28 protein-coding genes are annotated in these 25,402 nt (G+C 71.2%); 16 read left to right on the top strand and 12 right to left on the bottom strand.

The annotated features are described in order from the left end of the window. Positions 1 to 9 precede the first annotated feature (9 nt). The 7 genes from ACFY2A_RS20595 to ACFY2A_RS20565 all read left to right on the top strand — a co-directional run bounded on the left by ACFY2A_RS20595 (position 10) and on the right by ACFY2A_RS20565 (position 6,845). Positions 10 to 3,060: a BTAD domain-containing putative transcriptional regulator gene (locus ACFY2A_RS20595; RefSeq protein WP_387173680.1), complete on the top strand. Its 3,051-nt coding sequence runs from the start codon at positions 10 to 12 to the stop codon at positions 3,058 to 3,060. A gap of 118 nt (positions 3,061 to 3,178) precedes the next feature. Beyond that, a complete protein-coding gene (locus tag ACFY2A_RS20590) occupies positions 3,179 to 3,526 on the top strand; it encodes a PadR family transcriptional regulator (RefSeq protein ID WP_363923091.1) in 348 nt (115 codons plus the stop codon). A gap of 2 nt (positions 3,527 to 3,528) precedes the next feature. Next, positions 3,529 to 3,909 (top strand): DUF1048 domain-containing protein, encoded by a 381-nt coding sequence (locus ACFY2A_RS20585; protein WP_387173678.1) that lies wholly within the window; start codon positions 3,529 to 3,531, stop codon positions 3,907 to 3,909. After that, on the top strand, positions 3,906 to 4,718 hold the full coding sequence (locus ACFY2A_RS20580; protein WP_387173676.1) for an ABC transporter ATP-binding protein: 813 nt from the start codon (positions 3,906 to 3,908) through the stop codon (positions 4,716 to 4,718). Before ACFY2A_RS20585 ends, ACFY2A_RS20580 begins: the two co-directional genes overlap by 4 nt. Further along, a complete protein-coding gene (locus ACFY2A_RS20575) occupies positions 4,715 to 5,479 on the top strand; it encodes an ABC transporter permease (protein ID WP_387173674.1) in 765 nt (254 codons plus the stop codon). Before ACFY2A_RS20580 ends, ACFY2A_RS20575 begins: the two co-directional genes overlap by 4 nt. Before the next feature lie 109 nt (positions 5,480 to 5,588). Beyond that, on the top strand, positions 5,589 to 5,849 hold the full coding sequence (locus tag ACFY2A_RS20570) for a hypothetical protein (RefSeq protein WP_387173672.1): 261 nt from the start codon (positions 5,589 to 5,591) through the stop codon (positions 5,847 to 5,849). A 3-nt stretch (positions 5,850 to 5,852) separates the two neighbouring features. Further along, positions 5,853 to 6,845, top strand: a complete 993-nt coding sequence (locus ACFY2A_RS20565; RefSeq protein ID WP_387173670.1) for a PP2C family protein-serine/threonine phosphatase — start codon at positions 5,853 to 5,855, stop codon at positions 6,843 to 6,845. Between the two features lie 15 nt (positions 6,846 to 6,860). Here ACFY2A_RS20565 and ACFY2A_RS20560 read toward each other — a convergent pair whose 3' ends face one another. Both ACFY2A_RS20560 and ACFY2A_RS20555 read right to left on the bottom strand, forming a co-directional pair. Then, complete coding sequence (locus ACFY2A_RS20560; protein ID WP_387173668.1) at positions 6,861 to 7,214, bottom strand: STAS domain-containing protein; 354 nt, start codon at positions 7,212 to 7,214, stop codon at positions 6,861 to 6,863. A 124-nt stretch (positions 7,215 to 7,338) separates the two neighbouring features. Next, positions 7,339 to 8,121 carry an aminoglycoside phosphotransferase family protein gene (locus ACFY2A_RS20555; RefSeq protein WP_387173666.1) on the bottom strand — a complete coding sequence of 261 codons (783 nt, stop codon included), beginning with the start codon at positions 8,119 to 8,121 and terminating at the stop codon, positions 7,339 to 7,341. 233 nt (positions 8,122 to 8,354) lie between these two features. Between ACFY2A_RS20555 and ACFY2A_RS20550 the strand changes: the two genes are divergently transcribed. From ACFY2A_RS20550 to ACFY2A_RS20540, 3 genes are read left to right on the top strand one after another with little or no spacing between them, the layout of a single operon-like run. Next, entirely contained in the window at positions 8,355 to 8,699 is a 345-nt protein-coding gene (locus ACFY2A_RS20550) for an ArsR/SmtB family transcription factor (protein ID WP_387173664.1), read from the top strand. Beyond that, a complete protein-coding gene (locus ACFY2A_RS20545; RefSeq protein WP_387173662.1) occupies positions 8,696 to 9,163 on the top strand; it encodes an SRPBCC domain-containing protein in 468 nt (155 codons plus the stop codon). The genes ACFY2A_RS20550 and ACFY2A_RS20545 overlap by 4 nt, the downstream gene beginning before the upstream one ends. Beyond that, entirely contained in the window at positions 9,160 to 9,516 is a 357-nt protein-coding gene (locus tag ACFY2A_RS20540) for a nuclear transport factor 2 family protein (protein WP_387173660.1), read from the top strand. Before ACFY2A_RS20545 ends, ACFY2A_RS20540 begins: the two co-directional genes overlap by 4 nt. Before the next feature lie 64 nt (positions 9,517 to 9,580). Here ACFY2A_RS20540 and ACFY2A_RS20535 read toward each other — a convergent pair whose 3' ends face one another. From ACFY2A_RS20535 to ACFY2A_RS20525, 3 genes are all read right to left on the bottom strand, one after another. Then, the gene (locus tag ACFY2A_RS20535; RefSeq protein ID WP_387173658.1) at positions 9,581 to 10,726 is read right to left on the bottom strand and encodes an RNA polymerase sigma factor; all 1,146 of its coding nucleotides are present in this window, start codon (positions 10,724 to 10,726) and stop codon (positions 9,581 to 9,583) included. A 6-nt stretch (positions 10,727 to 10,732) separates the two neighbouring features. Further along, positions 10,733 to 11,140: a YciI family protein gene (locus tag ACFY2A_RS20530; protein ID WP_363923115.1), complete on the bottom strand. Its 408-nt coding sequence runs from the start codon at positions 11,138 to 11,140 to the stop codon at positions 10,733 to 10,735. Between the two features lie 127 nt (positions 11,141 to 11,267). Then, positions 11,268 to 12,146, bottom strand: coding sequence for a dihydrodipicolinate synthase family protein (locus tag ACFY2A_RS20525; RefSeq protein ID WP_387173655.1), 879 nt, complete (start codon positions 12,144 to 12,146; stop codon positions 11,268 to 11,270). A gap of 70 nt (positions 12,147 to 12,216) precedes the next feature. Here ACFY2A_RS20525 and ACFY2A_RS20520 point away from each other — a divergent pair, with 70 nt between their 5' ends. Beyond that, positions 12,217 to 13,125, top strand: coding sequence for a LysR family transcriptional regulator (locus ACFY2A_RS20520; protein WP_387173653.1), 909 nt, complete (start codon positions 12,217 to 12,219; stop codon positions 13,123 to 13,125). A gap of 64 nt (positions 13,126 to 13,189) precedes the next feature. Here ACFY2A_RS20520 and ACFY2A_RS20515 read toward each other — a convergent pair whose 3' ends face one another. Both ACFY2A_RS20515 and ACFY2A_RS20510 read right to left on the bottom strand, forming a co-directional pair. Beyond that, positions 13,190 to 14,284, bottom strand: a complete 1,095-nt coding sequence (locus ACFY2A_RS20515; protein WP_363923121.1) for a hypothetical protein — start codon at positions 14,282 to 14,284, stop codon at positions 13,190 to 13,192. A gap of 148 nt (positions 14,285 to 14,432) precedes the next feature. Next, on the bottom strand, positions 14,433 to 14,816 hold the full coding sequence (locus ACFY2A_RS20510) for a DoxX family protein (protein WP_387173651.1): 384 nt from the start codon (positions 14,814 to 14,816) through the stop codon (positions 14,433 to 14,435). Positions 14,817 to 14,980: 164 nt separating this feature from the next. On the opposite strand from ACFY2A_RS20510, the gene ACFY2A_RS20505 reads away from it, so the two are divergent. Further along, complete coding sequence (locus tag ACFY2A_RS20505; RefSeq protein WP_387173649.1) at positions 14,981 to 15,889, top strand: aminoglycoside phosphotransferase family protein; 909 nt, start codon at positions 14,981 to 14,983, stop codon at positions 15,887 to 15,889. 26 nt (positions 15,890 to 15,915) lie between these two features. Here ACFY2A_RS20505 and ACFY2A_RS20500 read toward each other — a convergent pair whose 3' ends face one another. Further along, on the bottom strand, positions 15,916 to 16,806 hold the full coding sequence (locus ACFY2A_RS20500; protein WP_387173647.1) for an AraC family transcriptional regulator N-terminal domain-containing protein: 891 nt from the start codon (positions 16,804 to 16,806) through the stop codon (positions 15,916 to 15,918). A 149-nt stretch (positions 16,807 to 16,955) separates the two neighbouring features. Between ACFY2A_RS20500 and ACFY2A_RS20495 the strand changes: the two genes are divergently transcribed. Together ACFY2A_RS20495 and ACFY2A_RS20490 are read left to right on the top strand one after the other, a co-directional pair. Continuing rightward, on the top strand, positions 16,956 to 17,741 hold the full coding sequence (locus ACFY2A_RS20495) for an SDR family NAD(P)-dependent oxidoreductase (RefSeq protein WP_387173645.1): 786 nt from the start codon (positions 16,956 to 16,958) through the stop codon (positions 17,739 to 17,741). Positions 17,742 to 17,826: 85 nt separating this feature from the next. Continuing rightward, positions 17,827 to 19,062 carry an acyl-CoA thioesterase/bile acid-CoA:amino acid N-acyltransferase family protein gene (locus ACFY2A_RS20490; RefSeq protein WP_387173643.1) on the top strand — a complete coding sequence of 412 codons (1,236 nt, stop codon included), beginning with the start codon at positions 17,827 to 17,829 and terminating at the stop codon, positions 19,060 to 19,062. A gap of 39 nt (positions 19,063 to 19,101) precedes the next feature. On the opposite strand, the gene ACFY2A_RS20485 is transcribed toward ACFY2A_RS20490, so the two are convergent. From ACFY2A_RS20485 to ACFY2A_RS20470, 4 genes are all read right to left on the bottom strand, one after another. Then, on the bottom strand, positions 19,102 to 21,258 hold the full coding sequence (locus ACFY2A_RS20485; RefSeq protein ID WP_387173641.1) for a DUF4153 domain-containing protein: 2,157 nt from the start codon (positions 21,256 to 21,258) through the stop codon (positions 19,102 to 19,104). A gap of 34 nt (positions 21,259 to 21,292) precedes the next feature. Beyond that, positions 21,293 to 22,012, bottom strand: a complete 720-nt coding sequence (locus ACFY2A_RS20480) for a dihydrofolate reductase family protein (RefSeq protein WP_387173639.1) — start codon at positions 22,010 to 22,012, stop codon at positions 21,293 to 21,295. Positions 22,013 to 22,088: 76 nt separating this feature from the next. Further along, positions 22,089 to 23,366: an RNA polymerase sigma factor gene (locus ACFY2A_RS20475; RefSeq protein WP_387173715.1), complete on the bottom strand. Its 1,278-nt coding sequence runs from the start codon at positions 23,364 to 23,366 to the stop codon at positions 22,089 to 22,091. Beyond that, complete coding sequence (locus ACFY2A_RS20470; protein WP_387173637.1) at positions 23,363 to 23,725, bottom strand: YciI family protein; 363 nt, start codon at positions 23,723 to 23,725, stop codon at positions 23,363 to 23,365. The genes ACFY2A_RS20475 and ACFY2A_RS20470 overlap by 4 nt, the downstream gene beginning before the upstream one ends. 275 nt (positions 23,726 to 24,000) lie before the next feature. Between ACFY2A_RS20470 and ACFY2A_RS20465 the strand changes: the two genes are divergently transcribed. Continuing rightward, positions 24,001 to 24,270, top strand: coding sequence for a hypothetical protein (locus ACFY2A_RS20465; protein WP_387173636.1), 270 nt, complete (start codon positions 24,001 to 24,003; stop codon positions 24,268 to 24,270). Beyond that, positions 24,270 to 25,307: a hypothetical protein gene (locus ACFY2A_RS20460; RefSeq protein ID WP_387173634.1), complete on the top strand. Its 1,038-nt coding sequence runs from the start codon at positions 24,270 to 24,272 to the stop codon at positions 25,305 to 25,307. Before ACFY2A_RS20465 ends, ACFY2A_RS20460 begins: the two co-directional genes overlap by 1 nt. Positions 25,308 to 25,402: the final 95 nt, after the last annotated feature.

Here is a 25,402-nt window from a genome sequence, read left to right as displayed (position 1 = left end):
GCTGCAGAGATGGACACGGCCCGGATTCCACCCGGCGCGGATTCGGCCGGTCCGTCTCCTCCGGAGAATCAGGTCGAGTTGCTGGTCCTCGGTGAGATGGCGGTGCGGGTCGGCGACCGAAACCTCGACCTGGGGCACGCCCGGCAGCGGTGCGTTCTGGCGGCCCTGCTGGTCGACGTGAACCGGGTGGTCCCTGCCGAGCGGCTGCTCGACCGGGTCTGGGGAGAGCGGCAGCCACAGCGGGCCCGCAACGCCCTCTCCGCGTACCTCTCCCGCCTGCGTCAGGTGTTGGCGCCGGCCGAGCAGGTGGAGATCGTCCGCCGGGCCGGCGGCTACCTGCTCCGGGCCGATCCCACCCTGGTCGACCTGCACCTGTTTCGTCATCTGATCATGCAGGCCCGCGCAGCCACTGTGGCCGGGTACCGGTCCGAGCAGGCTGGTCCGCCCGAGGCCGGGGCGACCCGGCCCGGAGGCGACCCGGCGGCCCTGCTGACCCGGGCGCTGTCGCTGTGGCGAGGGGAGCCCTTCGACGCCCTGGAGAACGCCTGGCTCGACACGGTCCGGACGGCCCTGATCGCTGACCGCCACGCCGCCGAGTTGGACCTGGTCGATCTGCAGTTGGCTGTCGGCCGGCACGCCGACCTGCTCGGAGAGCTGACCGCCAGAGCCACGGCGCATCCCCTCGACGAGCGGATCGCCGGCCAGTTGATGCGCGCCCTGTACGGCGCGGGACGGCAGGCCGAGGCACTGCGGCACTACCAGCTGATCCGTACCCGGCTCGCCGAGGAGTTGGGCACCGATCCGTCGGTGCCGCTGCGGCGGACCTACCATCAGATCCTGACCGCGGATCCGGCTCTCGGGGCAGCAACCGTGTCGCATGTCATCCCGGCGGCGGCGGCGGTTACGGCTGCAGCGCCGAAAGTCTCACCCCCGGAGTTCGTCGCCGTGGCAGGGCACCCGCCGCCCCGCCAGCTGCCGGCTCCGCCGCTCGGCTTCACCGGTCGGGTCGCGCAGCTCGCCGAGTTGGACGCCATGCTCGCTGGGCAGGATGTCAGCCGGGAGGCGACGGGGACGGGAGCGCCCGGGACGGTCGCGGGGCCGGGTGAGTCGGCGGCGGCCCCCTTGGTGGTGGTGGCCGGCACTCCTGGCGTCGGCAAGAGCACCCTCGTGCTGCACTGGGCACACCGGGCCGTAGACCGGTTCCCCGATGGGCAGCTGTACGTGAACCTGCGCGGCTTCGATCCGGTCGGTTCGGTTCTGGAACCCGCCGAGGTGGTCCGCGGATTTTTGGCGGCCCTGGGAGTCGCACCCCAGCGCATCCCGATCGGCCTGGCAGCGCAGACCGCCCTCTACCGCAGCCTGGTCGCCGGCCGGCGGATGCTGGTGTTGCTGGACAACGCCCGAGATCCCGAGCAGGTACGTCCGCTCCTGCCCGGGGCACCGGGCTGCGTCACCGTGGTGACCAGTCGTGGACAGCTCGGCGGTTTGATTGCCATCGAGGGCGCCCGGCCGCTCACCGTCGATCTTTTCACCGACGCGGAATCACTGTGGTTCCTGGTTCAGCGGCTGGGGCAGGCGCGGGTTCGGGCGGAGCCGGTGGCCGCAGAGGAGATCATCGCGCGCTGTGCCCGACTGCCCCTCGCGCTTGCCATAGCCTCGGCACGAGTGGTGGTGAACCGGTCGATCACCCTCACCCACCTGGCCAACGAGTTGGCCGGGGCCGGCGGCCGCCTCGATCCGTTCGATGGTGGTGATCCGGCGGCCGACGTTCGGGCCGTCTTCTCCTGGTCGTACCGGGCGCTCGCCCCGGCCGCCGCCGAGCTGTTCCGGCTCATCGGGCTGCATCCTGGCCCGGAGTTGGAGGTGGCGGCTGTGGCGAGCCTGGCGGGCAGCCCGATGCCCGCCGTCCGGCGCCTGCTGGCCGTCCTGACCCGCGCCAACTTGGTCACCGAGCACGCTCCCGGGAGATACGTGCTGCATGACTTGCTCCGGGCGTACGCCGCCGAGCAGGCCGAGGCCGAGGAGCCGGTGGTGAGCCGGCGGGCCGCAACCCAGCGCCTGCTCGACTACTGCCTGCACACCGCGTACGCCGCGGACCGGCTGCTGTATCCGCACCGGGATCCGATTCTCCTGGCCGACCCGGAGCCCGGGGTGATCCCGACAGCGCTGACCGACAACGCGGCGGCGATGCGCTGGCTGGTGGCCGAACACCGGGTACTGCTGGCCGCGGTCAACCTGGCGGCGCGGGACGGCTGGGACCGGCACGCCTGGGAACTCGCCTGGAGCCTGACCAGCTACGTCAACCTGCGAGCGCTCTGGCACGACCAGGTGGCCGTCCAGGGTGCCGCGTTGCCGTCGGCGGTCCGGCTGGCCGACCGGGTTGCCCAGGCGCACCTGCACCGCAACCTGGGGCGGGCACTGACCCAACTGGACCGTCCGGACGAGGCTCAGCGGCACCTGGCGCACGCCCTGGAGCTGTTCGTGGCCGTCGGGGACCGGGCAAACCAGGCGCAGACCCATGTGAACATTGCCCGGGTGCTGGAGCAGCAGGGCCGGGACCGGGAAGCCCTCGGATACGACCTGCGCTCGCTGGAGCTGTATCGGCTGGCCGGGCATCTGGCCGGTCAGGCCCGTGCCATGAACAACATCGCCTGGGTCCGGATCCGGCTCGGCGAACACGACCGGGCCCGTGAGCTGTGCCGGCAGACGCTGGAGATCAACCAGGAAATCGGCAACCGGCATGGGGCGGCTACCAACTGGCGTACGGCCGGCTGCGCCGAGGCGGCGGCCGGCGCGCACCACGAGGCGATCGTCTGCCACGAGCGGGCCCTGCGGCTGTTCCGGGAGATCGGGGACCGGGGTGGCGAGGCGGAGACTCTGGTCGGGCTCGGTGACGCCCGGTACGCCTGTGGCCAGGTCGAGGCTGCCCGGGAAAGCTGGGCGGAGGCGCTGGTGCTGCTGGAGGAGACCGGCCATCCGGACGCTGCTGCCGTCCGCGCCCGCCCGTCCGCGTTGATCATGAGGTCAGCGCAGACTGAGAAGGTCTCCCGTCTCCGCTGACCCCCGTGATCACTGGGTGCGGTCCCGCACCTTTCGGTATTCAGTGTTGCTATCTACCGGTACTTAGCGCTACTGTCTACCAGTAGTCAGCGTCGCTGGGTACTGAGGAGATGATGGCATGGGCAACCAGATGACGGAGATGCTGAAGGGCACCCTCGAAGGCATCGTCCTGGCGATCCTGGCCCGCGAGTCCGCGTACGGCTACGAGATCACCGCGTGGCTGCGTGACCGCGGATTCTCGGACATCGCGGAAGGCACCATCTACGCGCTGCTCGTCCGCGTGGAGCAACGGGGGTTCGTGGACGTGGCGAAGGTGCCCTCCGAGAAAGGGCCCCCGCGGAAGGTGTATTCGCTCAACGCGAAGGGGCGGGACCAACTGGCCGAGTTCTGGAGGACGTGGAGCGTCCTCGCCGATCGCATCGAGCAACTCCGGCACAACGGCAACCAACACGACCAGGGAGTATGAGCATGGCCGCGAAGTGGATCGAGACGATCGTCGGATCGCTGGAGCAGAAGAAGCAGTACAAGCAGCTCATGGCCCGGATCGAGGCCCTGCCGGAGCCCTACCGCGGCGCGGCCAAGGCTCTGCACCGGTACGTCATGTACCGCGGCGGAATCCTCGACGGCGACACGCTCACCACGATGCTCGGCGACCTCGTCGACCTCTGGGAGCGGGCGGTCGCTGACGGAACGCCGGTCCGCGCAATCGCCGGCGACGATCCGGTCGAGTTCGCCGAGACCTTCCTGCAGGCGTACGGCGGTAGGCAGTGGATCGACAAGGAGCGCGAGCGGCTCCGGAAGGCGATCGACGCCGCCGAGGACAACAACAGCAAGGAGGAGAGCGCATGACCACCAGGATGCGCGAACCCGCGATCAGGGTGCGGGCCATGACGAAGTCCTACCAGGACCTGCACGTACTGCGGGGCGTCGACTTCGACGTGGCGGCCGGGACCATCTTTGCGCTGCTCGGCTCGAACGGCGCCGGAAAGACCACGCTGGTGCGGATTCTGTCGACGTTGCTGAAGGCGAACGGCGGCAGCGCGACCGTCCACGGCTTCGACGTCTCCTCGGCTCCGGCCGACGTACGCAGGTCGATCAGCCTGACCGGCCAGTTCGCCGCGGTCGACGGAGTGCTCACCGGTCGGGAGAATCTGGTCCTGATCGCGAAGCTCCGCCACCTGAAGAACCCGGGGGCGATCGCCGACGACCTGCTCGCCCGCTTCTCGCTCACCGATGCCGCGAACCGCCGGGCGGCGACGTACTCGGGCGGCATGCGTCGGCGGCTGGACATCGCGATGAGTCTGGTCGGCGACCCGCCGGTCGTATTCCTCGACGAGCCGACCACCGGCCTCGACCCGCAGGCCCGCATCGAGGTCTGGCAGACGGTGAAGCAACTCGCCAAGGATGGCACCACCATCCTGCTGACCACTCAGTACCTCGACGAGGCCGAGCAACTCGCCGACCGAATCGCGATCCTGCACAAAGGCACGATCATCCAGCACGGCACCCTCGCCGAGCTGAGGCAGCTCCTCCCGTCCGCCAAGGTCGAGTACGTCGAGAAGCAGCCGACCCTTGAAGACGTCTTCCTCGCCCTCGTTGGTGACACCAGCGACACCACCGACGAGACGGCCGTGCCCGCGGGAGAGGAATCCCGATGACTGCCCACGTCCTCAGCGACACCGGAACCCTCACCGGCCGCTCCCTGCGCCACATCCTCCGCAGCCCGGACACCATCATCACCACAGCGATCACCCCGATCGCGCTGCTGCTGCTCTTCGTGTACGTGCTGGGCGGAGCCATCAACACCGGATCCGACGAGTCGTACATCAACTACATGCTCCCGGGCATCCTGCTCATCACGATCGCATCCGGCATCGCCTACACGGCGTACCGCCTGTTCCTGGATATGCAGGGCGGCATCTTCGAGCGCTTCCAGTCGATGCCGATCTCGCGGCCCTCCGTGCTCTGGGCGCATGTCCTGACCTCACTCGTCGCCAACCTGGCCTCGATCGTGCTCGTCATCGGCGTCGCGCTGATCATGGGGTTCCGTACCGGCGCGTCGGTGGCCGACTGGCTCGCCGCCGTCGGCATCCTGATCCTGTTCACCCTCGCCCTCAGCTGGCTCGCCGTGATGGCGGGCCTGTCCGCCAAGACCATCGACGGCGCCAGCGGCTTCAGCTACCCGCTGATCTTCCTGCCCTTCATCAGCTCGGCGTTCGTCCCCACCGGCTCGATGCCCGGCCCGGTCGCCTGGTTCGCCGAGAACCAGCCGGTGACGTCCATCGTGAACACTCTCCGCGCGCTCTTCGCGCAGCAACCCGTCGGCAACGACATCTGGATCGCCCTCGCCTGGTGTGTCGGCCTGCTCGTGGTCGCCTACGTCGCCGCGACGGCGATCTACCGCAAGAAGATCAGCTAGCTGATCGCAAGAAGACAGCGCCGCGTCCGCACGGACGCGGCGCTGTTCCCTGTGGCGCAGCCGGCGTAGGGCGAACTGGGTACGTCGGGGCTGTTCGTAGACTTCGGGGGTGGAGAGCAGTCAGGGGCGAGTTCTGGCCGGCTTGTTGGACGCGGCCGAGGACGCCTCGCCGGTGGAAGCCGTCGAGGCGGTCACCCGTGAGGTCGGCGAGGCGCTCGGCGCGTCGGCGGTCTCGTTCCTGATTGCCGATCTCAGCGGTCGGGCGTTGGTTCGGCTGGCTTACGTGCCGCTGCACGGCACGGGCGGGACCCGCCGCCACGGCGACGAGGCCGCCACCGTGCTGCCGTTCGATGGAAGCCCCGCGGAGTAGGCGTTGCGTACGCAGAAGGTGCAGGTGATCAAGCGGTCCGATGGCTGGACGGTGCTGGCGCCGGTGACCGACCGCGGTGAGGCGATTGGCCTGCTGGAGATGCTGTTACCCGCGGAGCCGGCCGCGCAGGCGCTCAGGGAGATCGTCCGCACGGCGCACGCGTTGGCATTCGTGGTGATCGCGAACCGGCGACACACCGACCTGTTCGAGTGGGGGCAACGCACGACCCCGTTCACGCTGTCCGCCGAGATCCAACGCCGCCTGCTGCCGGGTTCGTTCACGTGTGAGGCGAGTGCGTTCACCCTGTCCGGGTGGTTGGAACCGGCTGCCAGCATCGGCGGGGACACCTTCGATTACAGCCTGGGCCGCGACGTGCTGCACTTCAGCGTCACCGACGCGATGGGCCACGGGGTGGGCAGCGCGCTGACCGCCACCCTGGGCGTGGGCAGCCTGCGCAACACCCGCCGCCGTAGTGCGGGCCTGGTCGAGCAGGCCGACGCCGCGAACGCCGCCATAGCCGAACACGCAGGGGTACGTGGCAGCTACGTCACCGCGGTTCTTGGCCGCCTGTACCTACGCAACGGAGTCTGCGCGCTGCTCAACGCCGGGCATGTCCCGCCGCTGCTCGTCCGTGGCGGTGACGCGCAGCCGGTGTCGCTGCCGGGGAACTTCCCGCTGGGCATGTTCGCCGAGGCCGAGTACCGCCACGAGGAGATCACGCTGCAACCTGGCGATCGCCTGGTCGTGGTGACCGACGGCGTGCTGGAGCGCAACGCAGCCGGCTTGGACCTGCCTGCTGTGTTGCGGTCGATCGGTGATCTGCACCCACGCGAGGCTGTCCGGGCGTTGGCCGACGCCGTACTTGAGGTGGCCGGGCCCAGCCTGGCCGATGACGCGACCCTGCTGATCCTCGACTGGTACGGCGGGCATCAACGAGGCCGCCGTGCCAGCGCGGGCGCGGACGTGGAGCGTGCCAGCGCGGCGCTCACCGACTGACCACTGCCCGCCGGGTCACGCCGTCCGAGGACGGCATGTCGCTTCCGCGCCCGGTACGTCGTCGTAGATGTCGACCACCCGGTCCACCGACGTGATACTCAGGACGCGGCGTACCCCGGGCTGCACCGACGCCAGGCAGAGCCGGCCGCCGACACCGCGCAACGCCTTGAACATCACCACCAGCGTGCCCAGTGCGCTGGAGTCCATGAACCCCACTCCGCCCAGGTCCACCACCACCTGCCGGTCGCCGGCGTCGATCAGCTGCTGCAGGCTGTCGCGCAGCTGCGGGGAGGTCGCCATGTCGAGATCACCACTCACCTTGACCACGGTGCACCCCAGCCCCGGCCGAGCCGACAACAGCAGATCCACAACGGCCTCCCAAGGCGGACGATTCGTACCCACTCTATGTGTCCCTGCGGCGGAGCGCTGTCAGCGGTCGACAGCACCGCCGGCACCGGCCGTCAGGATGGCGGTAACGCCAGTCCCGGCCGGTTCAGTGGTGCAGAGCGCGTTCGAAGATTGAGCGGTTGGAGCGTACGTACTCCGCGTCGTTGAGGTACTGGATGTGGTGTCCGTCGGCCAGGTGGCCGGCGAAGGCGGCGTTGCCGGCGGCCGCCTGGGCGTGCATGAAGTCGACAAGTGCGTGCAGCCGGGCGACGGTGACGTCGACCAGGCCGGCTCGGGCGCTGTTGGCCAGCCCGTAGCGGTCGCAGAACGTCCGGAGCCGGGCGGCCTGTTCCTCGGTGGTTCCGAAGCCGTCCGTGTTCTCCGGCGCGGTCATCGGCACCCAGCGGTAGGCCGCGTAGGCGACATCCCAGATCCGGGGCCCGGGCTGGGCGTGGTCGAAGTCGATGATGCCCACGACGCGGTTGCCGTCGAGCACGCAGTTGTGTGGCGCGTAGTCACCGTGACAGATGACCTCGACCGGTTCGGTCGCCGTCACCTGCCAGCCGTCGCGGGGCGCGCGCTGCGCGTACTCGGCCGTCGCGTCGTGGTACGCCCGCAGCAGCACGGCCGCACTCTCCAACGCCTCGACCGAGGCCGCCGCGGCGGTGGGCGGATAGTTCGACACCTCGCCCGGTAGGAAGTCGAGCATCTCGAAGCCGGGTTCGTCCGTGTCGCGTACCCGGGGTGCCGCCGTGAAGCCCTGGGCGGCGAGCTGCCGCAGTAGTTCGTGCACCTGTGCGGACCAGGGTCCGGTAGGGCGACGCACCATGTCGCCGATCCGAACGACCTCGTTGACGCCGCCGCCCGTCAGGATCTCCCGCTCGACCATCCGTCCCACTCCGCCGGGTCGATTTCCGTCCGACCGGCCACGCTCCGACCAGCCGGCCACGCTCCGACCGACCGAACCTGACCGTTCGACGATACGAAGCCCGTCCCGGGCGTCGGCCTTCAGGGTGCACCCGCAGTCGCCGCCCGGTCCTGACCGGAAGGGGAGTGGCTCGGCCGGCGGGAAAAAAGCAAACCATTGTTTTTGCAAATAACTGTTTGTGTTAGCGTGGGGCCATGTCCACCTCGCTGGCACCAACGCCAGAGCTCGATTCCGCCTTCGCCGCGCTCGGTGACCCTGTCCGGCGTGCCCTGGTGACCCGACTCGCGCGCGGTGACGCCACGGTGGGGGAGCTGGCTGCGCCCTTCGACCTGACCCCACAGGCGATCTCGCACCACGTCGGGGTGCTGCGGCGGTGCGGCCTCATCGAGCAGCGGAGAGAGGGCACGAGACGTCCCTGCCGGTTGAGGGCCGATCAGCTGTCGTTGCTCGGCACCTGGATCGCCGACCAACGCCGGGTCTGGGACGACCGGCTCGACGCCCTGGAGCGGCACCTCGTCGACGAGGAGGCGGTCCGATGACCGCCAGATCGCAGCTTCGCGGCGACGAACTGATCGCCAGCCGCCGCCTTCCGGCCGAGCCCGATCGCGTCTGGGTCGCCTTCACCTCACCGACCGGCATCGCAGCATTCTGGGGCGGTTCGCATGCCGTCGTGCCGCCCGAGTCCGTGATCGTGGACCTGCGTCCCGGCGGGGAGTTCGCGCTCGACACCCGCGCGCCGGACGGCGCCACCCGTCGGCTCCGCTTCGTCTACGTGAGCGTCACCGCACCGCACGAGCTCGTGTTCGACGAGCCGCTGACCGGGCTGCGGACAACCGTCAGTTTCCGCCTCGCTGCCGGTGGCACCGATCTGACCGTGCACCAACGCCGGCTTCCCGCTGAGCTTCGCACGACCCAGGCGGCGGAAGGGCTCGCCTCGATCCTCGACGCGCTGGCGGCACACCTGCAACATCCCGATGCCACCCAAGAACGGAGCACATCATGACGCAGCAGACCCAGCGCGACCTTGTCGCGGACTACCTCGAAGGTTTCCGGACGAGCGACCACCGGCGCATACTCGCCACCCTCACCGACGACGTCGAATGGATCATCCACGGCCACCGGACCACCCGAGGCAAGGCCGAGTTCGACAGTGAGATCGAGAATCCGGCGTTCACCGGCAGCCCGGAACTCGACGTCCAGCGTGTGCACGAGGACGGTCCGGTGGTCATCACCACCGGCGAGGGGCGCGGGGTCAGCGTCGAGCACGGGCCGTTCCGGTTCGCCTTCAACGACCTGTTCACCTTCCGCGACGGGCTGATCGCCCGCGTCGACTCCTACGTCGTACCGCTGCCCTGAGGCGGTCGCCTCGCCGGCGGGCCGCCGACCGGCCCACCGGCGGCCGTCTCCAGCGGCCGACCGGTCAACGACGCAGTTCCGCGTTGAGCCGGGCGGCCTGTCGCGTGAGATGTTCACATTCCGGCAGGCTGGGCGCCGATCGGGCGGCTTCGGCGTAGAGGCGCGCCGCGGTCGCCAGATCACCGTCACGCTCGTGCAGGTAGGCGGCGACAGCGCGGTGCCGGGGCAGGGCGGGGTCGAGACCCACCAGGGCGGCCAGGCCGGCCCGTGGCCCGTCGGCCTCGCCGACCGCGACGGCCCGGTTGAGACGGGCCACCGGGCTGTCGGTGAGGCGCACCAGTTCGTCGTACCACTCGACGATCTGCACCCAATCCGTCTCCTCGGCGGTGCGGGCGTCGGCGTGCAGCGCGGCGATGGCGGCCTGCGCCTGGAATTCGCCCAGGCGGTCGCGGGCCAGAGCGTTCTGGAGCACCTGCACGCCCTCGGCGATGAGGCGGGTGTCCCAGCGGCTGCGGTCCTGTTCGGCCAGCGGCACCAGCCGGCCGCCGGCGGTGGTCCGAGCCGCACGACGGGCGTGATGGAGCAGCATGAGCGCGAGCAGGCCCGCCACCTCCTCGTGCCGGATCCTGGCCGCCAGTTGGCGGGTGAGCCGGATCGCCTCCGCGGCGAGGTCGACATCGCCGGAATAGCCCTCGTTGAAGACCAGGTAGAGCACGCGCAGCACGGTGGTGACGTCACCGGGCTGGTTGAACCGGACTCCGGTGACGGTCCGCTTGGCCCGGCTGATCCGCTGCGCCATGGTCGTCTCCGGCACCAGGTAGGCCTGGGCGATCTGCCGGGTGGTCAGGCCACCCACCGCCCGCAGCGTCAGCGCCACCGCCGAGGTCGGGGTCAACGACGGATGCGCGCACAGGAAGTACAGCGCGAGCGTGTCGTCCACCGGTTCGCCCGGGCCGGGCGCGGGCTCGACCTCCACCAGCGCCTCGCGCCGCCGCCGGGAGCTGTCCGCGCGAGCCGCGTCGAGGAACTTCCGCCAGGACACGGCGACCAGCCACCCCTTGGGGTCGCGCGGCGGGTCGGTCGGCCACACCCGTACGGCCTCGACCAGCGCGTCCTGCACGGCATCCTCGGCCGCCGCGAAGTCAGCTCCGCGACGGACGAGGATGCCGATCACGGCGGGAGTAAGGGTCCGTACTACGGCCTCCTCCACCGTGTGTCACTCCGAGATGGTCGGCGGCTCGGCCAGGAACGGCCGTACCTCGAGCCACTCGTGCAGCGGCTTCCCGCCGGTACCCGGCGCCGCGGACAACTCGCCGGCCAGCTCCAGCGCCCGCTCGTAGGTCTCGACGTCGATCACCATCCAGCCGGCGATCAGATCCTTGGTCTCCGCGAACGGGCCGTCGGTGACCGGCGGTCGCCCCTCGCCGTCGTAGCGGACGAACGTTCCCTCCGGGGAGAGCGCCTGGGCGTCGACGAACTCGCCGGTGCCTTCGAGCCGGGCGGCGAAGTCCCGCATGTACTGCACGTGGGCCGAGATCTCCTCGGGCGTCCACTGGTCCATCGGCACGTCGGTCAGCGGCTTCGGGCCGCCACGGTAGTGCTTGAGCAGCAGGTACTTGGCCATCGAATACTCCTTGTCAGGTACGGGCCATTGTGGCCGCGTTCGGAGCAAGGACGGAGCCCGACCCGGCTTTTCGACATGCCGCCGGGAAGATTTTCCGGCGGATGTCGGGCCGCCGTTTCCGTGCCGGTCATGCCAGCACCGCCGGTACCTCGGTCAGACAGGACAGCGCCCGGGCGGTGGCCGTCGACGTGGCGGGCAGCAGCGGAGGTCGGACGAGCGGCGTCGGGATCCGTCCCTGAGCGTGCAGCACCGCCTTGACAACGGCGGGGTTGGGTTCGGCGAACAGCGCGGCAGAGAGGGCGGCGAGCCGGTGGCCGAGCGGCCGGGCCCGGGCGACGTCGCCGGACCGCCAGGCCGCGACCAGGTCGGCGTAGTCGGCGGTGGCGAGGTGCGCGGAGGCGAGGATGCCGCCGGCCGCGCCGAGGGCGAGCAGCGGCGAGACGTACGCGTCCTCGCCGCACAGCACCGCGAAGTCGGACGGTGGGTCGGTCAGGAGGGCGATGGTGTCGGCGTCGATGCCGCCGACCGCGTGCTTGACGCCCACCAGGCCGGGCAGCCCGGCGAGGCGGCGCAGCGTGCCGACGCCAAGCTGCTGCCCGGTGCGGTACGGAACGTGGTACGCGACCAGCGGCACGGGGCAGTCCTCGGCCAACCGGGCGTAGTGCGCGAGTACCGCCTCCTCGCCGGGGCGGAGAAACGGCGGGACCAGGCAGAGTGCCGCCGTGACCTCGGGTCGTTCGGCGAGGGCGCGCAACTCCGCCGCGGTGTGCGCACCGACCAGCAGAGCGGCCCGGTGTTCCCGGCAGACCCCGGCGATCGCGTCGACGACGGTCCGCTGCTCGACGGCGCTGAGGGCGTGCGGCTCGGCGGTGGTGCCGAGGGCGACCAGCCCGACCGCGCCGGCTACCAGCACCTCGTGGGCGAGGGTGCTCAGGGCGTCGAGGGCGACGGCACCGCTCTCGTCGAACGGCGTGACCATGGGTACGTAGAGCCCGGCAGGTGTCATGCTGCCAGCCTCCGACAGCAGAAGGTGAAGCACCAGTTCCGATTACTCACCAGATACGTAAGCTGAACTGATGCTTGACGTCCGCCGTCTGCGGCTGCTGCGGGATCTGTCCCACCTCGGCACCATCGCCGCCGTGGCCGAGGCGCACACCTACACGCCGTCCGCCGTCTCCCAGCAACTCGCCGCGCTGCAACGCGAGGCCGGCGTCGCGCTCCTGGAACGGGCCGGCCGACGGGTCACCCTGACCCCCACCGGGGAGGCGCTGGTCAGGCACGCCGAGGTCGTCCTCGCCGCGCTGGAGGCGGCCGACGCGACCCTCGCCGCCGCGCGGGGCGGGCTCACCGGCACGGTACGCATCGGCGCGTACCCCAGTGCCGTGCGTACGCTGCTGCTGCCCGCCCTGGTCGCGCTCGGCCGCGACCATCCCGCGCTCGACCTGATGGTCACCGAGTTGGACCCGGTCGCCGTGCCCGACGCGCTGCGCGACCGCCGCCTCGACGTGGCCCTCGTGCACGACTACGACATCGTGCCCGTCGAGCCGGATCCGGCCCTGGACTCGGTGCCACTGCTGGACGAGACGGTGTTCCTGGCCGTCGGGGCGAGCCGGAATCTCACCGGTGACCCGATGAGCTCGGTACGCGACGCGGACTGGATCGTGGGCAGCCCGGGCACGCTCTGCCACTCGGTGACCCTGCACGCCGGTGAGCTGGCCGGCTTCCGCCCGACCGTGCGGCATCACGCGGACGACTTCACCGCCGTGCTCGCCCTGGTGGCCGCCGGTCAGGGCGTCGGACTGGTGCCCCAACTGGCGGTCGAACGGCCGCCCGCCGGGGTGGTCCTCGTCCCCCTCAGCATCCGACGGCGTACCCGGATCGCCTACCGGCAGGGTGCGGGTGGCCATCCCGCGGTGGCCGCGAGCATCGCCGCGCTGCGCGCGGCCGCCGGTGACCTGCCCGCCGAGCAGCCGGCCGGGTCCTGAGACGCCGCGCCGTGCACCTGCGTCGGTCCCCGCCCAGGTGGCGCCTGGGCGGGGACCGCCGATCTCAGGCGCTCGACGAGAAGGTCGAGCTGAACGCGACGTCCTGCGGACGGCCGGCGTTGCTGAAGCAGGCGACCGGCAGCACCGCATCGCTGCCGAACTGCGCCCACAGCTCCTGGATGGTGCAGTACGAGGGGTCGTCGCCGATCGCGGTCACCTGCGCGGTGGTGCTCTTCTCGTGCAGGGCCGGGAACTTGACGACGAAGGTGCCGGGGCCGGTCGGACCGAAGCCGTTGGCGCCGACACCGAGCGGGTACGAGTAGTTCGTCGGGCCGGCGAACGGCGACGCGAGGTATCCGAAGTGCTTCGGCGGGCCGAACGACGCGTAGACCGAGCGCTCCCGATGGAACGACACGGTGAAGTCGCTGTCCATCAGCGTGCCGGTGACCGGATTGTGGCAGGCGACGTAGACCACCGCGTCCGGGCCGGCCGCACCCCAGCGGAGGATCTTGCACCGGCGTGGTTGTGCGTTCGGCTGCTGGGCGGTCACCTGGACGTTCCCGGACAGCACGCCGGGCGGCGCGCCGACCGCCCGAAAGCGCACGTCGTAGATGCCCACCGCGACGTGGGCGACGGTGACGGGCGCACCTGTCGAGTTGTACGACTGGGCGAGGAAGTTGGACAACACCTGCGCCGAGGAGTACGTGCCGACGCCCGCCGGCAGAATGCCGGAGCTGACCGTCCACAACACCGTGAACGGGGTGTCGGTCGGGGTGCCGCCGGGCCGGAAGCACTGCACGTCGACGATCTCGTCGGCGCCCGAACTGCCCCACCGCACGAGCTGGCAGAAGCGGCCGTCCTTCGCCACGGCGGTGACGTGTGCGTTGCCGCGCGAACCCAGGCCGATGGCCGGAAACCTCACCAGGAACCGGCCGGGGGCGACCTTGCCACCGGTGGCCGTTGGACCCGGCGCCCAGCTGCCGAACTGGTAGGCCGCGGGCAGCGGCGTCCAGACCGGCACCGTCGGGTCGTCGACGTACGCGAATCCGAAGCGGTCGGCGGTGGCGGCCGTGGCTGGTGCGCCGGGGATCGACAGCGCCGCGGCCAGCACCACGGCTAAGCCGGCGGCAAGGTGACGGAGACGGAGGCGGAGAGACATGGGCCACTCCAATCGGTGGTAGTCGATGCTTGCTGCCACTGTTCCGGGTGCCGGTCAAGGTCACAATCGGCTTGCCTACAACCGGTGGGACGGGTGCTCGGCACAAGTGCGGTCGCCCTGCCGACACCCGTCGCCGGCGACCGATCGCTCAGCCGGTGAAGGACTCGGGTCCGAACCGGCCCCAGGCCACGTAGCCGGCCAGGGCGAGATAGACCAGGTTCAGCGCGACGAACCGGGCCTCGCCGTCGCGCAGGTGAGTGACGGCGGCGCCGATCATCAGCAGGATCCAGCAGACGGCGGTGACCGGCACCAGCACCGGTGCGATGTCCAGCACGGCCGGCAGGATCAGGCCGACCGCGGCCAGGAGTTCGAGGACCCCGAGCGTCTTGACGAAGCCCGTGCTGGCGCGCCCGGTCCAGCGGGCGCCGGGCAGCGTCGCCAGCTTCTCCCTGGGTACGAACGTCTTGCTGAGGCCGCCGGCCAGGGCGACGAAGGCGAGCAACCCGGCGGCGATCCACAGGCTGAGGTTCATCAGCTTCTCCTCGCGACTTGTCGGTGCGGCCGGCGTGTCGGTCGACCGCACATCAGATGCCGCCGCCCCGGTCGCTGTGACAGCTCCACCCCGTGACCCCCTTCACAACCTCGTACGCGAAGAATTGGGTGGCCCACCCGCGCGCCCGGCGCAAGGATCTCGGCGTGACACTGCACCAGGGTGAGATTCCGGTCGACGAGGGTGTCGTCAGATCGTTGGTGACGGAGCAGTGCCCACAGTGGGCACACCTGCCGCTGTCCCGGGCTGGCGCGGGCACCGACAACACCATGTACCGGCTCGGCGAGGACCTGCTCGTCCGACTTCCGCGTACCGCCGACAAGGCACCGTCGCTGCGCAAGGAACAGCGATGGCTGCCTCGGCTGGCGCCCCTGCTCGCCTGCCGGATCCCGGAGCCGCTGCACACCGGCGTACCCGGCAGCTCATTCGCGCTGCCCTGGTCGGTCTACCGGTGGATCGACGGCGACGAGGCCGGGCCGGAGACCGTCTCGGACTGGGCGGCGTTCGGCACCGACCTTGCGGCCGTGGTACGGGAGCTGCACGGCGTGGACCTCATGGGTGCGACCCGAACGGGCGACCTGAGCTGGTACCGCGGGGGAGAACTGCGGGCCTGCGCGGAGTGGGTCGGCGGCGCCCTCGCCGACTGCCGTGGCATCCTCGGCACCGAGGTCGACGTCGAGACGCTGGAACGGCTGTGGCAGACGGCGCTGGCCCTGCCCGAGCCGTCCGGACCGCAGGTGTGGCTGCACGGCGATCTCCGGCCCACGAACCTCCTGGTACGACACGGCAGGTTGCACGCGGTAATCGACTTCGGTGGCCTGTCGGTCGGCCTGCCCGATGCCGAGCACGCCCCGGTGTGGGACCTGCCGCCCGAGGCGCGCCACGCGTACCGAAACACCGTCGACGTCGACGACTCGACCTGGCTACGTGCCCGCGCCTGGGCGATCGCCGTGGCCGCCAGCGGTATCCCGTACTACCAGCACAGCTACCCGGCGTTCGTCGCCGAGTGCCGAGCCCGCCTCCAGGCGATCCTCACCGACGAGGGCACGTCGTGACCGGCCGGTGCCGAGCGGACGAGCGGCTACGGCACGGTGGGCGCGGGGTGCCGCAGGCGGGCGGCGTCCTGGCTCGGTGGCGCGCCGAACAGGCGGCGGTACTCGCGGCTGAACTGTGACGGGCTCTCGTACCCCACCCGGTATCCGACACCTGTGACGTCGTCGGGGTGGGCCGCCAGCAGCAGCCGGGCCTGCTGGAGCCGGATCTGCTTCTGGAACTGGATGGGGCTCATCGCGGTGACGGCCTGGAAGTTGCGGTAGAAGGCGGAGAGGCTCATGCCCGACATCTGGGCGACCTCCTCCACCCGGAACGCCTCCCGGTAGTTGTCGCGAATCCATCGCACCGCGCGGCTGACGTGGGCGATGTTGCTGTCGGCCAGGCCGAGTTGGCGGACGGTCTCGCCCTGCTCACCGGTGATCAGGCGCCACAGAATCTCCCGCTTGATCATTGGCGCGAGCACCGGGATGTCGCGTGGTGTGTCGAGCAGGCGCAGCATCCGTACCGCCGCGTCGAGCAGTTCGACAGGCGCGTCGCTGACCGCGAGCGCGGACGGTGCGCCACGAGGCCGGGTGAACTCTCCGGGTGTCATGTCGAGCAGCAGGTCGGCGACGGCCACCGGCTCCAGGGCGAGGCCGAACCCGAGAGCCGGCCGGTGGCGGCTGGCCTCGGTGTAGTGGCCGGTGACCGGCAGGTCGACCGAGGCGATCAGGTACTGGCCGGCGCGGTACTCGTACACCCGGTCGCCCAACGCGAGCGTCTTCGCGCCCTGGGCGATGAGCGCCAGCACCGTGCCGGACATCGACGCCGCGGGTTGGTACGCCTGCTCGGCCTTGCCGATCAGCACACCGTCGACGGCGGTGGTCCCGTCGGCCCGGGCGTGACGGGCCAGCAACGACCTCAGTTCGTCGAGTGCCACCCAGGGATTTGAGCATCCGCCGCTGCCTCCCCGCAATGAGAGGATCAGGCAAGAGGTCGGGAGTACTCATCTAACAGAAGTCCTGCCAGCGCTGATCGAATGGACTCATCTCAATCGCAGGGGCTGACAGAAGCTCCACGAATGAACAGGTGGGTAACGGTATGCGGGTCGCCATCGTCATCGGTGCCAGCTCCGGGATCGGGCAGCGCACGGCAATCCAACTCGCCAAGCGGGACATCGGCGTGATCCTGACCTACAGGGGCAACCAGGTCGGTGCGCAGGACACGGTGACGGCCATCGAGAAGGAGGGCGGCACCGCTGTCGCGCTCCGGCTGGACGTCGGTCGCAGCGAGACCTTCCCGGCCTTCCGCGAGCGGGTCGTCACCGTGCTGCGCGACACCTGGCAGCGGGACACCTTCGACCATCTGGTCAACAACGCCGGCTTCGGTGGGATGGCGATGTTCGAGGACACCAGCGAGGAACTCTTCGACAGGTTCATGCGGGTACTGCTCAAGGGGCCGTACTTCCTCACCCAGGCGCTGCTGCCGCTGCTCGCCGACGGTGGCGCCATCGTCAACGTCAGCAGCAACTCGGCGTCCCCCACCGGTCTGGTCGACGCCGGCTACTCCGCGTACGCCACGATGAAGGGCGGCCTGAACGTGCTGACCCGCTACCTGGCCAAGGAACTGGCCTCCCGCGACATCCGGGTCAACGCCGTCTCGCCGGGTCCGACGCGTACCCGGATCTCGGACGCGGCCGGGGTGGTGGCCTTCGAGGCGTACCCGGAGGTGATCCCGGCGCTCGCCGCCAAGACCGCCCTCGGCCGCATCGGCGAGCCCGACGACATCGGCAAAGTCATCGCCGCCCTGCTCGACGACACGGGTGGCTGGATCACCGCGCAGAACATCGAGGTCTCCGGCGGCTACGACCTCTGAGGCACCGGGACGGTACGCCGGTCGGCCCCGACCGGCGTACCTCGGCGGGTCGGGTGGGTGGACCGCCGGGGATACGGTGTCATCGATGCCGCGTTCGAGGACGTCCAGGATCCTGCCCGCCGCCATGGTGGGGCTGCTGGTCGCGACCCTTCTCGTCGGTGACCGGGGCAGGGGCGGGGCGCCGCGCCTGCGCCTGGACGTGGCGCCGGCCGTCGCCCTCGTCGACCAGCCGGTCCGGGTACGCGTGAGTGGCCTGGCCGCGCGGGAGCGGGTGGTGGTCGCCGCCGCGGCCCAGGACCACTCGGGGCGCAGGTGGCGGGCGGAGGCGACGTTCGTCGCCGACGCCGACGGTGTCGTGGACGTGTCACAAGACGCACCGGTGGACGGCTCCTATTCGGGCGTCGACCCGATGGGCCTGTTCTGGTCGATGGATCCGCTGGACGGCGACGCCTCCTACTTCGCGCCGGCCTGGCCGCACCTACGGCGTGACTTCCCGGTCCGGCTGTCGGCCACCGGTGGCGAACGGGAGCCCGCCGCCGCCACCGTACGGCGGGACTGGACGGCGGGCGAGGTCTCCTTCACCGAGCTGACGCCGACCACCGACGGGGTACGCGGGTTGCTCGTGCTCCCACCGCCGGAGGTGCCGCGACGACGCGGGGTGCTGTGGTTCGGCGGCTCGGAGGGCGGCGTCGGCGGGCTGTACGACGCGCCGTTGCTAGCCTCCCGGGGGCATCCGGTGCTGTGCCTGGGCTACTTCGGAGCTTCCGGACTTCCGGACAGCCTGCACGACATCCCGCTGGAGTACTTCGTCACCGCCGCCGAACTGCTCGCCCCGTACTCCGGTGGCGAGGTGGTGGTGACGGGCTACTCACGCGGCACCGAAGCCGCGTTGCTGCTGGCACAGCAGCGCCCCGACCTGGTCCGCGCCGTCGTCGTCTACGCACCGAGCAGCGTCGTCCATCTCGGTTACCCGTACTCGGGAGCGCCCGCCTGGACCTACCGTGGCCGACCCGTGCCGACCGGCCGGATGCCTGTCGACCGGATCGACGGACCGGTACTGGCCGTCGCCGGTGAGGACGACCAGCTCTGGGACGCGCCGACCTACGCCGCCGAGCTGCTGCTGGCCCTCGGTGGCCCGCCGCACCGCGCGTTGTTCTACCCGGACGCCGGTCACGGCGTGGGAACCTTTCCGTACCTGCCGTCGAAGACGGTGCACCAGGGGCGCACCGGCACGCACAACCACGGCGGCACCCGGGCGGGTGACGCCGCCGCCCGCCGGGACGGGTGGTCCGAGGTGCTCGCCTTCCTCGCCGCCCTCTGACGGCCGGAAGCCGACCCGAGCGGGTCGGCTTCCGGGCGGTCAGCGCGGTGTCCGGTTCTTCGGCAGGTCGAACTGGTCGGCGCGGCGGCAGTCGCGCTGATTGCCGATGGCGTCGGGCCCCAGCCGGTCGAGCACCTCCCGGGCCCGTTGCCGACCGCGGTTCCAGGCGTGCCACGGGTCCGGCTCGGCCAGGTCGTCGGCGATCCAGCTGAGCGTGCACCGGCGGACCGGATCGGGCAGGGTGGACAGGGCGGGAGTGGCGTCCGCGGAGAGCGCCCGCAGATACCAGGCGTCGATCCGGCCGGTCTGCTCGTACCGGGCGACATTGCGGCGCGCCGCGTAGTCCTCCGGGTTCAGCGCGGCCAGGCTCAGCAGCATCACCACCGCGAGAGCTGCGGTCAGTCGCGGAATCCAGGCGCCGCGCCAGCGTACGCCGGCCACCAGGATCATCAGGAACACGGCACCGAGCAGCAGTTCGAACGCCATCACGAAGATCCGCTCGCCGGTGAAGCTGTAGACCTTCTGGTAGGTGTACATCCGGGACAACGCCGACACCACGATGACCACGCTCAGCGCACTGAGCAGGCCCAGCAGGATTCTCAGCAGGACCCGGTCCAGCGGTCGGTCCCGACGTGCCCACCTGGTCACCCCGCCGAGCACCGCCAGGGCCAGCAGGGTCACCGCGACCAGTTGCCAGAAGCCGCTGCGGGCGTACTCGGCGTAGCTGAGTCCGGTGGTTTCGAGCACGTGCCGCTGCCCGCCGAAGAGGACTGTGAACTGCACCGCGACGAAGCCGCCGAACAGGGCGGTCAGAGTGGCGATCGGCGGAGCCCACTCGACGAGCCCGATGCTGCGCGAGGTCGGCCGGTCCACCGAGGACAGCTGAGGCGGAGCGGCGATCGTGTAGACGGCGGCCACGGTGATCAGGGCGCCGACGGCGGCCAGGAACAGCCACCGGAACACGCCGCCCACGCTGATCTCCGGAATGAGGGCGCCGAGTACCTGGGAGAAGGCGGCGTCGGCGGAGGAGAGCAGCGCCCCGAACACGACCAGCACCGCCACGGTGGCGGCGACCGAACCGACGACCCGACGGGCGGTCCCGGAGTCGTCGGGTGCCCGGACGTGGGCACGCACCCACGGCAGTCCGCGTAGCGCCGCGATCGGGGTGGCCACCAGGCTGAACAGGATCGACCGGATACGTCGTCCACCGACGATCGCGAGTGCTGTGCAGGCCAGCGCGCCCAACACGCAGAACGTGACCAGCCACCAGGCGTTGCGGAAGCCGAGGACCGCGAGCAGCGCCAGGGCAGCCGCGGCCCAGCCGGCCCGCAGCCGACGCTCGGGCCGGGGGAGTCCGGCGATGTGGTGCCGCACCGCGACGGCGACGCCGGTGCTGAGCACCAGGTAGCCGAGGAGCCAGCCGATGCCGGTGCGACCCAACGGTACGAGCGTGGCCACACCGAGCGCCCCGGCCAGGACGGCCAGGGGCGTTGCCCGGTTGCGGGCCGGCGCCGGTCCCGGCCACACCCGGTCGAAGAACGACGGCTGCGGCGGCGCCGGCCGGAACGGGTACGGCGGACCCGGCCGCGAATAGCCGGGTGGCACCGACTGCGGAACCGGCCCACCCGCCGGGGCCACCGGCCCACCCGCCGTCGGCCCACCCGCCGTCGGCCCACCCGCCGTCGGGCTGCCCGCCGTGGGCGTGACGGCTGGCGTCGCGGCGGCTGGTGGGCCGCTCGCCGGCGGGCCGCCGGCCGGGGAACTGCTGGCCGCGTCGCCGGTTGGTGGGCTGCTGGCCGGGCCGTCGGCCGTCGTGGTGGTGGCTGGTGTCGTGGGCTGTTCCGTGGCCGCGCCGGCCCGGGTATCGGTAGGACCGGTGGCGACGAGCCCCATCGGCTGCGCGGCCGTGCGTTGCGTCGGTGGCGTCGGACCGGCCGGGCGAACATCCTCCGGCACCAGGGGCAGGAAGATGGCGTAGCCCTGGGTGCCGGGCGGGACGCTTACCGGAATCGCCCAGGCGGGCTGGTCGGCCGGTCCGGGCCAGACGATGGGTGTCAGCCCGTCTGCCGGTGGCATGACCAGCAGACGGGGGGCCGTCGCAGCCGGCGGCGCGGCAGCCTCGGGACCGGCTGCGACGGGTAGCTCGTCCGGTTCCCCGGGCACAGGGGAGCCGACGACGGGTGGCGGCTTGGACACCGCGCCCTCCTAGATCGACATGTGTGCCGTCACTCTAGGGCCGGGCGCGCTCTCCGGTGGTCCCGCCAGGGGTGTCGGTGCCCCTGCCACGGTCGTCGAGGACCAGCGGTGCGCGGCCGCGCACCGTGTACCGGACGTGCGTGACCTGCGGGCCGGGGACCACCCGGTCGGCGGTGAGCTCGATCGCCTCGAAATCGTCGAGCCCCAGATCGTCGAAGAGCCGTAGCCCGGCACCGAGGACGACCGGCACCACGTGCAACTCCAACTCGTCGAGCAGCCCGGCCCGCAGCACCTGCCGGACCAGGCTGCCGCCGCCGGCCACCGCGACGTTCTTGCCACCGGCTGCGGCCCGGGCCTGTGCCACCGCGCTGGCCAGCCCGTCGGTGACGTAGGTGAAGCTGGTGCCGCCCCGACGGTGCAGCGTCGGGCGGGGCCGGTGGGTCACCACGAAGACCGGAGCGCGGAACGGTGGTTCGTCGCCCCACGGCACCTCGCCGCCGTCGGCCATCCGGCGTCCCATCACGTACGCGCCGGCCGCGGCGAACGACTCGGCGATGATCTCGGAGTCGGCGTCGTGCCGGCCGCCGGTGAAGCCCTGCCGCTCGCGCCACGCCATCGCTTCGGTGGCCCACCGGGTCACCCGGAAGAACCCGTGGCTCTCCGCCGACCGCAGCCAGTCGCCGTCGCCGTCGTGCTGCGGGCCGGCGTAGTAGCCGTCCAGCGACACCGACAGTTGGGCGGTCACCTTCGTCATGTCCGTTCCTCCCGGATTTGGCGGCACCCACCGTGGGTGCCGATCCACCGGTGGATCGGAGCCGGACGGCTCGCTTCTACCGGATCCGAAAGTGACCTGGCCCACACAGGCGCTGGCTTGGGTCGCTCGCGGCGGCGGCGCGGCGCAGCAGATACCGCCGTTCGGGATCGCTGCCGGCATGCTGCGCCGCTGCCCGCCACTGCGCGGCGGCGGCGGCCCGATCGTCGGCGCGTTCCAGCAGGTGGGCGCGGACGGCGTGCAGTCGGTGGTGCCCGGCCAGCGGCCCCGACTCCACCTCGGACAACAGGGCCAGCGCGGCACCCGGCCCGTGAACCATGCCCACCGCCACTGCCCGGTTCAGGGTGACCACCGGGTTGGGCGCGATCTGCTCCAGCAACTCGTACAGGGCGAGCACCTGGGGCCAGTCGGTGGCCTCGGTGCTCGGCGCCTCGGCGTGCACCGCCGCGATGGCGGCCTGGATCCGGTACGGCCCGGCTGGTGAGGCGGCCAGGCTGCGTTCGACAAGTGCGCGACCCTCGTCGATCGCCGTCCGGTCCCACCGCCCACGGTCCTGCTCCGCCAGTGGCACCAGTTCGCCGTCCGGGCCGACCCGGGCCGCCGCTCGGGCCTCGGTGAGCAACATCAGCGCGAGCAGGCCGGCGGTCTCCCCGTCGCCGGGCAGTTGCTCGTGCAGTCGGCGAGTCAGCCGCAGGGCCTGCCCGGTCAGGTCGGCGCGACGCAGCTGGGGGCCGCTGCTGGCGCTGTATCCCTCGTTGAACATCAGGTACAGCACCTGGCGTACGACGGCCAGCCGTGCCTCCGGTGCCGCCGTCGGCGGCGGTGCGAACCGGGCGCCCGCCTCCCGCAGCCGCTGTTTGGCCCGGGAGATCCGTTGTCCCATGGTCCGCTCCGACACCAGGAAGGCCGCGGCGACCTCTGCGGTGGTGAGCCCACCCACCGCGCGCAGGGTCAGTGCCAGTTGCGCGGGTGCCGGCAGCGCCGGATGGCAGCAGAGCAGGAACAACTCCAGCAGGTCGTCCCGGGGCGTCTCGGCGTCGGGTGGCGGGGCGACCAGCGCGTCGCGTGGGGTGAGGTCCAACGCCGTACGTTCGCGGCGGGTGCGGGCGGCCTCGGTGCGTACCAGGTCGACGTAGCGGCGGGCGGCGACGGTGTGCAGCCAGCCCGACGGCTGCTCGGGTACGCCGTCGAGTGGCCACCTCTCGACGGCGGCGACCAGGGTCTCCTGCACGGCGTCCTCGGCCCGGCCGAAGTCGCCGTACCGGCGGACGAGCGTCGCCAGCAGCTGTGGCGCGAGCCGGCGCAGCAGGTCGACGGTGGCCGCGTCGAGGCTCAGTGGTCCGCTCCGGTCATCAGCGGCCAGATCTCGATGCCGCCGCCGGCGGTGCCGAACCGCAGACCCGGATAGTCACGGGCGATCTCCAACGCCCGCTGCTCGTCGTCGACGTCGACCACGAAATACGAGCCCACGTATTCCTTGGCCTCCAGGTACGGCCCGTCCGTGACCACCGGAGCGTCCGCGGTGATCCGCACCGACCGGGGCCGGGACACCAGCCCCTGCACGTCGACCAGCTCGCCGGAGGCCCGCAACGACTCGGTGAAGGCGTCGACCTTCCCGATCAGGGTGGTCAGGTCGCCGTCCGGGAGGCTGCCCCAGATCTCCTCGTTGCCATAGATCAACATTAGATACTTCACGCGTCGCCTCCATAGTGGTCAATATGTCTGGAAAAGGACAAGACGGCGGAGCGTACCCCGACGCACTGTTGTAGCAGGTAGCGAGGCTGCGGATGGCGGGCCACATCCGATCCTCCGGCCGGGGCGGGAACCGCGACGTCCCCGCCGGCCGCCAGTAGGGATCACGCCGGGGCGCGCGCCGACGCGCCACCCCGGCTCCGGCCCGCCGTCGCAGACCAGCCGCACCGACGGTGTTGCACCGCTGGTCACGGCGACCAAGCCAGGAAGGAGCCGCCATGGCCGCTCCCACCGCCAACGCCTCGATGAACCCCACCACCTACTCAACGGGCGAGCAGATGCTGCTGACCGTGAACTACGGCGACGCGGACCACCAGCGGTTGACCGTGACGGTCACGGTGGCCGACGCGCAGGGCAACCGTAGCGCCCCCGTCTCGGTGACCGCGGTGATCGATCCGCTCACCGTCACCGTCGTCGACGACTCGGGGCGCACCTGGTCCCGGGTCTCCGACAACGGCTCGGTCGCCGTCTACCGGGCGGTGGCGTGATGCCGAGGGTGACCGTCACCGTGCGCGACTCCGCCAACCGGACCGCCAGCGCCAGCGTCGCCTACACCGTGCTGCCGCCGGTGCTGGGCGGGTACTACCTCTCGGGCGGCGCGGACCCGACGGCCGACATCACCCGCGGCAACTTCCGGTCGCTGACCCAGTACCGCAGCTTCGCCGACGCCTACATCTTCCCCGGCTACCAACGCCCCTGGCTGATCACGCTGGGTCGGGCCGGGGTGCAGCTCAACATGGTGCTCGAACTAAAGCACTACGGCGCGCCCGACACCGGGCCGCAGACCTTCACCGTGGACGGGGTGCGATACACCGTGCCGGCGCCGGCGATGACCATCCAGCAGCGACCCGGCGCGGTCTGGCCGAAGGCGTACGGCTACGGCCAGGTCCTCGCCGGGCAGTGCGACGGGCTGTTCGCCCGGGCGCTGTCGCAGTACCGGACGATGGGTTTCGGGGTGAACATCCAACTCGCCTCCGAGCTGGACACCGATCACGAGTTCGGCACCACAGAGGCCGGAAAGGCGTACACCTGGGCCGAGTCCGACGCCCGGGCGGTGCAGGCTGTGACGTACATCGTCAACTGGTTCAGGGCCAAAGGGCTGCCCCAGGGCAGCACCTTCTCGGTCGGGCTCGGTGGCTTCAACCGGGACTGCTTCCGGCGTACCCACCCCGAGGCGCTGATGACCCGGCTCGACTACCTCCAGTGGAACGTCTACGCGACAAGTCCCAGCCACACCGCGTTGGAGCGGTTCCGGCGTACCAAGGACTGGGCGGTGGCCGATCTCGGCCCGGTGGCGTTGTCCCGGCCGGCGCTCATCGCCGAGTGGGGCGTACGGGTCATCGAGATCCCCGACCAGGCGGCCTGGATCGCCACCGTGCCGCCGGCCATCGCCCGGCTCAACGCCGAGCGTGGCCCGCTGATCGCCCGGACGAACTACTTCAACTCCGGCTGGGGCACCCTCAGCCCGAAGGCGACCGGGCTGGCCGCGCTGCGGGCCGCGTATGCCCGCCCGCCGTACGGCTGAGCTCCGGTACGACGGCCCGGTCCGGCGTGACTCCCGGACCGGGCCGTCGCCCGCCCATCCCCTTGACAACGGCGCCACCCTGGTTGCATGGTTAG

Origin of the sequence: Micromonospora sp. NPDC000442 (assembly GCF_042898635.1) — a bacterium.
In the GTDB taxonomy this organism is placed as follows: domain Bacteria; phylum Actinomycetota; class Actinomycetes; order Mycobacteriales; family Micromonosporaceae; genus Micromonospora.
Note: the sequence above shows the minus strand (reverse complement) of the source record. Positions and strands in the feature narration are given on the sequence as shown.